Source organism: Kineococcus indalonis (assembly GCF_009906395.1).
In the GTDB taxonomy this organism is placed as follows: Bacteria; Actinomycetota; Actinomycetes; order Actinomycetales; family Kineococcaceae; genus Kineococcus; species Kineococcus indalonis.
Map to the genome: position 1 here is coordinate 1 of NZ_JAAALM010000157.1, position 7,875 is coordinate 7,875.

At 77.3% G+C, this 7,875-nt stretch carries 9 protein-coding genes and 1 tRNA gene; 4 read left to right on the forward strand and 6 right to left on the reverse strand.

All coding sequences use genetic code 11. The features are described 5' to 3' along the window. Positions 1-51: 51 nt before the first annotated feature. Positions 52-750 (reverse strand): class E sortase, encoded by a 699-nt coding sequence (locus GTR00_RS09745; protein ID WP_166611433.1) that lies wholly within the window; start codon positions 748-750, stop codon positions 52-54. Further along, a complete protein-coding gene (locus GTR00_RS09750; RefSeq protein WP_323132368.1) occupies positions 747-1,487 on the reverse strand; it encodes a DUF881 domain-containing protein in 741 nt (246 codons plus the stop codon). Before GTR00_RS09750 ends, GTR00_RS09745 begins: the two co-directional genes overlap by 4 nt. A 138-nt stretch (positions 1,488-1,625) precedes the next feature. Between GTR00_RS09750 and GTR00_RS23860 the strand changes: the two genes are divergently transcribed. After that, the gene (locus GTR00_RS23860; protein WP_166611434.1) at positions 1,626-2,021 is read left to right on the forward strand and encodes a cell division protein CrgA; all 396 of its coding nucleotides are present in this window, start codon (positions 1,626-1,628) and stop codon (positions 2,019-2,021) included. 231 nt (positions 2,022-2,252) lie between these two features. Here the strand turns inward: GTR00_RS23860 and GTR00_RS25725 are convergent, their stop codons facing one another. Next, the gene (locus GTR00_RS25725) at positions 2,253-3,107 is read right to left on the reverse strand and encodes a rhomboid family intramembrane serine protease (RefSeq protein ID WP_166611435.1); all 855 of its coding nucleotides are present in this window, start codon (positions 3,105-3,107) and stop codon (positions 2,253-2,255) included. An 84-nt stretch (positions 3,108-3,191) separates the two neighbouring features. Continuing rightward, on the reverse strand, positions 3,192-3,713 hold the full coding sequence (locus tag GTR00_RS09765) for a peptidylprolyl isomerase (protein WP_205705457.1): 522 nt from the start codon (positions 3,711-3,713) through the stop codon (positions 3,192-3,194). Between the two features lie 164 nt (positions 3,714-3,877). On the opposite strand from GTR00_RS09765, the gene GTR00_RS09770 reads away from it, so the two are divergent. Next, positions 3,878-4,930: a hypothetical protein gene (locus tag GTR00_RS09770; protein ID WP_166611437.1), complete on the forward strand. Its 1,053-nt coding sequence runs from the start codon at positions 3,878-3,880 to the stop codon at positions 4,928-4,930. A gap of 68 nt (positions 4,931-4,998) precedes the next feature. On the opposite strand, the gene GTR00_RS09775 is transcribed toward GTR00_RS09770, so the two are convergent. Next, positions 4,999-5,071, reverse strand: a tRNA-Ala gene (locus GTR00_RS09775). 13 nt (positions 5,072-5,084) lie between these two features. Beyond that, positions 5,085-5,201 (reverse strand): DLW-39 family protein, encoded by a 117-nt coding sequence (locus tag GTR00_RS23870; RefSeq protein ID WP_323132369.1) that lies wholly within the window; start codon positions 5,199-5,201, stop codon positions 5,085-5,087. A gap of 146 nt (positions 5,202-5,347) precedes the next feature. Here GTR00_RS23870 and GTR00_RS09780 point away from each other — a divergent pair, with 146 nt between their 5' ends. After that, positions 5,348-6,502: a glycosyltransferase gene (locus tag GTR00_RS09780; protein ID WP_166611438.1), complete on the forward strand. Its 1,155-nt coding sequence runs from the start codon at positions 5,348-5,350 to the stop codon at positions 6,500-6,502. Then, positions 6,499-7,875, forward strand: a 1,377-nt coding sequence (locus GTR00_RS09785) for an O-antigen ligase family protein (protein WP_166611439.1), incomplete at its 3' end; no start/stop codon positions are given. The genes GTR00_RS09780 and GTR00_RS09785, both read left to right, overlap by 4 nt.

Here is a 7,875-nt window from a genome sequence, read left to right on the forward strand (position 1 = left end):
ACACGCCGCTCCCCCGCTCCCCGGTCCCCGCTGCCCGGCCCGCTGCCCGGCTCAGCCCACCGCCGCCAGCGAGGCCGGCGGCCCCGCGGCGCGGTCCTGCACCGACTCCAGCTGCGCGTAGACGATGTACCGCTGCCGCGCCGAGTGCATCGGGTGGCAGGCGGTCATCGTCAGCCACGCCTCGGTGGGCGGCTCGCCCGGCCGGTCCGGCACGGGCGCGACGATCTCCACCGCCCGCGGGCTGACGACGCGCCAGCGGCGCACCCGGTACGTGTACCAGCGCTCGGCGGTGGCCACGACGACCGCGTCGCCCTCCTGCAGCTCCGCGACCCGGTTGAACGGCTTGCCGTAGGTGACGCGGTGCCCGGCGATCGCGAAGTTGCCCACCTCGCCGGGCATCGCGGTGCCCGGGTAGTGCCCGATGCCCTCCTGGAGCTCCTCGGCGTCGATGCCCTCCACGACGGGCACGGCGTAGCCGCTGCCGAAGCGGGGCACGTGGGCGATGGCGAAGGCGTCGCCGGTGGGCGGGGTCTGGTCCACGTCGGGCACGACGGGCCCGCTCACGGCGGGCGCGGGGGTGGCCGGGGCCGGCGCGGCGTCCCAGCGCTGCTGCAGGGAGGAGACGGTCGCCGCCTGGGCGCGCCCGCTGGTCAGGTCCGTCCAGTACAGCTGCCACACCACGAACAGCAGGCTCAGCACGCCGGCGGTGACGAGCAGCTCGCCGAGCACGCCGACGGCGCGGCGGATCACGCGGCGCTCCGGGCGGCGCTGAGGGCGGTGGAGCCGTCGAAGGCGGGCAGCAGCAGCCCGTCGGGGGCGTCGTGGGCGTCCACGGACCAGCCCAGGCCGTAGGCGTCGACGTACTGCTGGTAGACGGCGACCTGGGCGCTGGCGCCCAGGGCGGCGCGCAGGGCGGCGGGGTCGCCGATGGCGGAGACGGCGTAGGGCGGGGAGTAGGTGCGCCCCTGCAGGACGAGCACGTTGCCCACGCAGCGCACCGCGGAGGTGGACACCACCCGCTGGTCCATGATCGACATGGCTTCGGCGCCGCCGGCCCACAGGGCGTTGACGACGGCCTCGACGTCCTGCTGGTGCACGACGAGGTCGTCGGGGTTGGCCCCGGCGGGGCGCACGTCGTCGGGGGCGTCGTCGAGGGTGACGGTCACGCCGGGGCCGGTGACGGCCAGCGCGCCGGAGGCGGTGCCCAGGGCGGGGTCGTCCAGCGGGTCGGCCGCGCCGGTGCCGGCGGCGGGGGCGGCGGCGCGGCTGAGCTCGTCGACCTCGGCGCGCAGGTCGCCCACGCGGGCGGCGCGCTCCTCGTTGAGCCGGGAGCGCTCGGCGACCAGGGCGCCGAGGTCGGCGGTCTCCGAGCGCAGGTCGGTGCCCCGGGAGGTCAGGGCGCTGGTGGCGAACAGCAGCCCGGCCAGGGCGAAGACCCCGGCGACGGCCGCGCGCGCGCCCGCCGAGCGCAGCCGCGGTGCCCGCACGCTCCCACCCCCTCCCGGCTCCGCACGCCCCGCTCACCCGCCGCACCCGTGGTGCGACCGTCCGCGAGGTCGTGTCGCACTACGCTAACCAGGCGAGCTGTGCGCACCCGCACCACCCGTCCCGACCCGGAGGTTGACGTGACCGAGTCCCGCCGCGAGCGGCCCCGCGACGACGAGTCGCCGGACGAGCAGGTGAGCGGCGGCTCGAGCACCGGCGCGACCGCCGCGGGGCTGGGCGAGGCCGTGACGGCCGCGGCCGCCGAGGAGGCCTCCACGCGCAGGCGCCGCCGCCGGCGCCGCGGGGCCGAGGTGGAGGACGACGGCAGCGACCGCGCGCTGAAGGCCCGCAACCAGCTCACGCCGCGCTGGTGGATCGCCGTCATGGTGACGCTGATGGTCGTCGGCCTGCTGTGGATCGTCGTCTTCTACCTGTCCAGCTCGCAGTACCCGGTGCCGGGCTGGGGCAACTGGAACCTGGTGGCCGGCTTCGGGCTGGTGCTCGTGGGCTTCGCCATGACGACCCGCTGGCGCTGAGCTGCCGCCGGGGCTGAGCCGCACCTCGTCCCTGGGGACGAGGTGCGGACGGACGGGGGGTGGACGGGGGACGAGCGCCCCGGCGTCCACAGCCTTTGTCCACCGGTTCGTCCACAACCTGTGGACGACTGTGGGTAAGGGGCACCGCTGTCCACACCGGGACCCACAGCACGTGGAAACCGGCCTCCTGTTCGCACAGCTGTGCGAGGAGCCTGTGGACAGCCGGGGGCCTCAGGAGAGGGTGCGCGAGCCCGCGTGCACCAGCAGCACCACGAGCACCGCGGCCACCGCGCCCACCCCGGCCCACTGCGCCCCCGCACCGCGGCGGCGGGTGCGCACCAGCAGCGCGGAGACCACCAGGCCCGTCACCAGCCCGCCCAGGTGCGCCTGCCAGGAGATGCCCGCGACGAACACGCCGATGAGGAAGTTGATCGCGATGAGGGCCACGACCTGACCCGTCTGCCGGCCCAGGTGCCGGTTGACGGTCAGCAGCGCCGCGAAGAGCCCGAAGACGGCGCCCGAGGCGCCCACCAGGACGCTGTTGGCGGTGCCGGGCAGCAGCAGGGCGCCCGCCGCGCCGCCGAGCGCGGAGAGCACGTACAGCGCCGCGAAGCGCGCCCGGCCCAGCAGCGGCTCCAGGTACTGCCCCGTCACCCACAGCGCGTACGTGTTGAAGAGCAGGTGCAGCAGCGAGGCGTGCAGGAACGCCGAGGTGAGCGGCTGCCACCACCGCTCCGGGCCGAAGCCGCCGAAGGCGGCGGGCACGTTGACCAGCGGCAGCAGGGAGTACGCCTCGGGCGGCAGGACGTACCGCCCGGCGAACAGCGCCACGCACAGCCCGATGACGACCTTCGTCACCTGGGTGTCGCGGCTGCGCACCGCGCCGCCGAGGGTGGTGCGGGCCTGGCGGCCCGACCTGGCGGCCTCGGCGACGCAGTCCACGCACTGCACCCCGACCGCGGCGGGGCGCTGGCACTGCGGGCAGGCGGGCCGCTCGCAGCGCTGGCAGCGCACCCACGACTCGCGGTCGGGGTGCCGGGGGCAGACGGGGACCCCGGTGGACGTCTCGTTCGCGGCCTCGCTCACGCCGCGTCCAACGTCCCGGGGTCCGCCGTCGTTCGCGCGTCCGCGCAGGGCGGAACGCCCGCCGGGTGCGGGGAGGTGCTCAGCTCAGCGCTCGACGTCGACGCCGGTGATGACGACCGCCTCGCGGGGGGCGTCGGCCGGGCCCGTGGGCACGGAGGCGATGGCGTCCACCACGCTGCGGCTCTCGTCGTCGGCGACCTCGCCGAAGATCGTGTGCCGGCCGTTCAGGTGCGGGGTGGTGGCGACGGTGATGAAGAACTGCGAGCCGTTGGTGCCGTGGCCGGCGATCTTGCCGGCGTTGGCCATGGCCAGCAGGTACTTCTTGTCGAAGCGCAGGTCCGGGTGGATCTCGTCGTCGAACTGGTAGCCGGGGCCGCCGCGGCCGTCGCCGCGCGGGTCGCCGCCCTGGATCATGAAGCCGTCGATGATGCGGTGGAAGGTCAGGCCGTCGTAGAAGCGCTCCGTCCTCGTCTCGCCGGTGGAGGGGTCCTTCCACTCCTTGGTGCCCTCGGCGAGGCCGACGAAGTTCGCCACGGTCTTGGGGGCGTGGTTCTCGAACAGCTCGACGCGGATGTCGCCGTGGTTCGTGTGCAGGGTCGCGCGCATGGGCCTCATCGTCGCACCCGCCGCCGGCGCCGGCTCCCGGCCCCCGCGCTCTGGCGCGCTCGGCCCCGCTGCGGTGGGATGGGGCCGGTGATCGCCGGCCGGGCACGGACCGGCGCGCCGGGGCGTTGCCCCGGAGAGGCGAACGACGCACCGAGGAGGAACGGATGTCCCTGACCAAGAGCCGGACCCAGAAGCTGGCGCAGGTCCGCGAGCAGGGCACGGCCCTCGCGGAGAAGGCCCTGGCCGAGAAGGTCGCCCCCGCCGTGGAGAGCGCGAGGACGTGGGCCACCCCCCACGTGGAGACCGCCCGCACGTGGGCCACCCCGCACGTGGAGAGCGCCCGCACCTGGGCCGCCCCCCACGTGGAGAGCGCCACGCACCACGTGGACACCGCCCGCACCTGGGCCACCCCGCACGTGGAGAGCGCCCGCACCTGGGCCGCCCCCCACGTGGAGAGCGCCACGCACCACGTGGGCACCGCCGCGCACAAGGTCGCCCCCGCGGTGGGCACCGCCGCGGCCGTCGCCGCGCACAAGGTGGCCCCCGCGGTGGACACCGCGCGCGAGAAGCTCACCGGCGACCTGCTGCCGCGCCTGGTGGAGGTCGCCCACGACGCCGCGGACTCCGCGAAGTCCGCCGCGACCCCGGCGGTCGCCGCCGCCGGCACCGCGGCCGCCGCGGCCGCCGCCAAGGGCGCCAGCAGCACCAAGGTCGTCCGCGAGCGCAGCGCGGACGCGCTCGCCGTGCTCAAGGGCGAGGCGACCGTGCAGCGGGCCAAGAAGAAGCGCGGCCGCAGGTTCCTGCTCGTGCTGGCCGCCGTCGGCGCCGGCGCGGCCGTCTTCAGCGCCGTGCGCAGCCGCCGGCAGGAGGACCCGTGGGCCGCGCCGGGCGCCGCGTGGACGCCGGCCGCGCCCACCAACAAGCCCACCGCCACCGCGGCGCCCGTGCCGGACTCCCCGTCCGCCGGCGGGCCGGCGGAGCCGGCGGCCACGGGCACCGAGCAGCCGGGCACCTCCACCAGCACCGGCGCCACGCCGGGCGCCGGGTCCACCGCCGCGGGCGCCACCGCCGCGGGTGCGGCCGGTGCGGGCGAGCACGAGGGCTCGCAGCCGCTGGACCTGCCCTCCGAGCCGCCGTCGAACGCGGTGAAGAACTTCGAGGAGGCCACCGCGCCCGTCGACGCCGACGACACCGAGGGCGGCGAGAAGCAGGCCTGAGCCTGCGCACGACGAGCACGGCGAAGGCCCCCGCCCGATCAGGGCGGGGGCCTTCGCGTCGTCCGGGGTGGAGGCGAGGGGACTCGAACCCCTAACCCCCTGCTTGCAAAGCAGGTGCGCTACCAATTGCGCCACGCCCCCCGGGGGACCGTGCTCAGCGCACGGTGTCGGTGGCCTCCGCCCAGAGGTCGCGCTCGGCCTTCGCGGACGCCTTGCGGCGCCACGCCACCACGGCACCCGCAGCGGCGGCCACCAGCAGCAGCTTCTTCACCCGTGACCTCCAGCGCGACTCGCAGAACGGCCTCACACGCTAGCACGGGGGCCCGCGGCGACCGCCGGGCGCACCGCGCGGCTCAGGTCCGCGCCCGCCGTGCCGACCGGGGGGACGCACCACCCCGCGACCCGGCGCAGAGGACCATGGCGAACCCCCAGCTCGACGCACCCCCCGCGCGGCCGCCGCGCACCCCGGCGGGCCCGCGCACCGCCGTCGTGCACGAGTGGGTCGCCGCCCGCGCCGGCGCCGAGCAGGTCTTCGAGGCGCTGGCCGCGACCTGGCCCGAGGCGGACCTGTACGCCCTCAGCCGCGCCCCCGGCGTGCCGCTGGAGCTGGGCGGGCGCACCGTGCGCACCACCGCCCTGGACCACCCGCTGACCCGCGACCGGCGCGCCGCGACCCTGCCGCTGATGCCGCTGGCCTGGCGCGCCCTGGGCCGCGGGCAGGGCTACGACCTCGTCGTCACCTCCCACCACGCCTTCGCCACCGCCAACCGCCTCGTCCGCCCCGGCGGCGCCCACCTGGCCTACGTGCACTCCCCCGCCCGCTACGTGTGGAGCCCGGAGCTGGACGGGCGCGGCGCCTCCCCGCTGCTGGCCCCGGCGCGGCGCCTGCTGGCCGGGGTGGACCGGCGCGCCGCGGCCCGCCTGACGGCCGTGGCCGCCAACAGCGCCGAGGTGGCCCGCCGCGTGGAGCGGTTCTGGGGCCGCGAGGCCACCGTCGTGCACCCCCCGGTGGACGTGGAGCGCTTCGCCGGGCCGGCCGGGCCGGACCTGCTGGACCTGCCCGAGGGGTACCTGCTCGCCCTGGGCCGCTTCGTGCCCTACAAGAACCACGCCCTCGTCGTCGACGTCGCCGAGCGGCTGCGCCGGCCCGCGGTGCTCGCCGGCGCCGGCCCGCTGGCCGGCGCCCTGCGCCGGCGCGCCGAGGCCGCCTCCGTGCCCGTCCTCGTGCTCGAGGCGCCCGGCCCGGCGGCGGTGGGCGAGCTGCTGCGCCGCGCGGGCGCGCTGCTCTTCCCGGCCGTGGAGGACTTCGGCATCGTGCCCGTGGAGGCCATGGCCGCCGGCACGCCCGTGGTGGCCCCCGACCGCGGCGGTGCCGCCGAGACCGTGCTCGACGGGGTCACCGGCGCCCTCGTGGCCGAGCAGCGCGCCGACGCCTACGCCCGGGCCGTGGCGCGCGCCGAGGCGTGCTCGCCCGGCGCGTGCCGGCAGCGCGCGCGGGAGTTCGGCCCCGACCGCTTCCGCGAGCGCCTCACCGCGTGGGTCGCCGAGCACGCGCCCGGGGCGGCCTCGTGACGCTGCTGCTCGTGGCCCTGACCGGGCTGACGGGGCTGCTGGTGTGCCTGACGGCCGGGGACCGCACCCGCCTGGGCGTGGCCGCGCTGCTCGCCGTCCCGCAGGTGTTCGCCGGTCCGCTGGGGCAGCTGTCCCTGCCGCTGAGCCAGTGCTGGACCGTGCTGATCGCGGTGTGCTGGGTGGTGGAGGGCAAGGGCCTGCCGCTGCGCGACCCCGTGCTGCGGGCGGTGCTCGCGCTGACCGCCGCGCAGGGCGTCGCGATCGCCTGGTCCCCGGACCCGCTGGCCGGGGTGCTGGAGTGCACCCGGCTGCTGTCGTTCGCGTTCCTGCACCTGCACGTGGTGCGCGTGGAGCGCGAGGACCCGCGCGGGGCCGGTGCGGCGCTGAAGCTGGTGCTGGCCTGGGCGGTGCTCGCCGCGGCGCTGGTGTGGCTGTTCCGGCTCTCCCCCGCCGCCGAGACCGCCTACCTGCGCTCGCCGCTGGCCGGGCTGGTCGCCGGCCAGAACGCCGTGCGCGCCTTCTGGGGCGAGGGCGCGAACAACGTGATGGACCCCGCCAAGGCCGGTGGGTTCTTCCTCAACGCCAACGTCGCCTCCATGTTCCTGGGCGTGGCGACCTTCGCGTTCCTGGTGCTGCGGGTGCGCGAGGGCCGGCGCCGCTGGCTGCTCGGGGCGCTGCTGACGTGGTCGGCGACGTTCGCGACCGGCTCGAAGACGGCCGCCGCGCTGGCGCTGCTGCTGCCGGTGGCGGTGCGGGCGGTGCACGTGCTGGGGCGCCCGGCGGCGCGCTGGTTCCTGCCGCAGGCCGCGCTGGCCGTGGGCGCCGGGGCGTGGCTGCTGCCGCGGCTGCTGGAGCGCTACGTGCCCGGGTACGCCGACGCCTCCGAGGAGAGCCTGGCCAGCCGCGCGCCGCTGTGGGACGCGGCGCTGGAGATGGTCCACCAGCACCTGCTGCTGGGCGTGGGGCACGGCGGGTGGACGGCGGCGCTGGAGCAGTACGCGGCGCTGGGCGTGGACGCGCTGCCCCCGCACAACCTGCTCATCGCCGCGTGGGCCGCCTCGGGGCTGGCCGGGCTGCTGGGCGTGCTGGCCGTGGCCGGCGCGGTGCTGCACCGCCTGGTGGTCGCGGTCGTGCGCGGCGGGGGCTCCCCGGCCGCCCGCACCGCCGGCTTCGCGCTGGGCGCGTGGCTGTGGGCGCTGGTGCACGGCATGGGCGACAACACGGCCGTGTACGGGGAGGCGAAGTCGATGCTGCTGCTGGCGGCGCTGCTGGGCCTGGTCACCGCGGGGAACGCGGCGGCCGGGCGGAGCGCGGGCACCGGGGCCGGTGCCGCCGGTGCTCCGGTGCCGCGTCCGGGCGGTCGGCCCGGCGGG